Below are 1,508 nucleotides of genomic sequence, written 5' to 3'. Positions count from 1 at the left end.
CTAGACGGTATGGGTAGCTCCCGACGATGTGTTGGGGGTTGCGGGCCGGAGCCTCACGCACAAAGACTCGTGGGTTACCGAGCAGGAGGCGCCTGCCCGGCCTATCCGACATTTGTGGGAGGCCCTGGTGTTTACAGAGCGTACGAGTGTAGGACTCGATGTGCACGCACGATCGATCGTGGCGGCGGCGGTTGACGGCCAAACAAGTGAGCTGCATCAGGCGAGGCTGACGCCCTCATTTGAGCACGTCAGATCATGGCTGGCGACGTTGCCGGGTCCGGTTGCGGTGGCCTACGAAGCCGGTCCGACCGGGTTCGGTCTGTACCGCGACCTGACGGCGGCGGGTATCCGGTGCGAGGTGGTGGCGCCGAGCAAGCTACAGCGTCCGGTCGGTGACCGGGTCAAGACCGATGTGCGCGACGCGATCCACCTGGCGAGATTACTACGGCTGGGCGAGACCACCTCGGTGTCGATCCCGACTGTGGAGCAGGAAGCGGCGCGCGATCTGGTCCGGGCCCGCGAAGACTGCCGGGGCGATCTGATGCGGGCACGTCACCGGCTTTCGAAGCTGTTGCTGCGCCACGGCATGGTGTACGACGGTGGGGCGGCCTGGACCGGCGCGCATGATCGATGGTTGCGGACAGTCGCAGCGCCGGCGTTGACCGGGGTGGCCACACAGATGGCCTTCGATGCCGATTATGAACACGTGCTGACGATGAAAGCTCGACGTGACCGGTTGGATGTGACGATCGCCGAGATGGCCGGTGATAGCGAGTTCACACCGATTGTGCGGCGGATGTCGTGCCTGCGTGGAGTCAGTACGCTGACCGCGTTTGCGTTGAGCGTGGAGATCGGTGATTGGGATCGGTTTACCGGCAACAGTATTGGCTCGTTCGTCGGGTTGGTTCCCAGCGAGTACTCGTCGGGAACGTCGCGGGTGCAGGGGGCGATCACCAAGACCGGCAATACCCACGCCCGCCGGTTGCTGGTTGAGGCAGCCTGGCACCATCGTGCGCGGTATCTCGTCGGTGCGGTGATGCGCGAACGCTGGGAGCAGGCTCCCGCAGCAGCTCGGGTACGTGGCGATGAGGGCAACCGTCGCCTCCATCAACGCTGGGTGAACTTCCTCGATCGCCGGAAACGCCCCGTCATTGCCAACGTCGCCATCGCGCGTGAATTGGCCGGCTGGTGCTGGTCGTTGGCCGTGATGGACTGCTAACACAATGGGCCTGCTTCATGTAGCCGATCGGTGGTGACAGCGCGTGGATCGATCCGCGATACAACTATGAGCAAACCCGGTTCCGGGTTGACGCTCGACCCTAGACACGCGGTCGCGATCCAGCCGAAACCCCGTCCTGCGGTATCCAATCCGCGTATATCAGTCTGACCGCGCGTCGTGATACGACACGCTCACCACACAGATCGCTGATGAAGCACAGAGGTACCGCCGGGACAGCTTCCCGGCGGTACCTCGCCCTGCTCACTTGACAAATTTCTCTACATATCAG

The 1,508-nt window shown here is 63.3% G+C and carries 1 protein-coding gene; it reads left to right on the top strand.

From position 1 onward, the window contains the following. Positions 1–127 precede the first annotated feature (127 nt). Positions 128–1,219, top strand: a complete 1,092-nt coding sequence (locus tag M1L58_RS23230; RefSeq protein ID WP_248660622.1) for an IS110 family transposase — start codon at positions 128–130, stop codon at positions 1,217–1,219. Positions 1,220–1,508 lie beyond the last annotated feature (289 nt).

Source organism: Gordonia sp. C13 (assembly GCF_023218005.1).
Lineage (GTDB): Bacteria > Actinomycetota > Actinomycetes > Mycobacteriales > Mycobacteriaceae > Gordonia > Gordonia namibiensis.
This window is presented reverse-complemented; position numbering and strand designations above follow the sequence as displayed.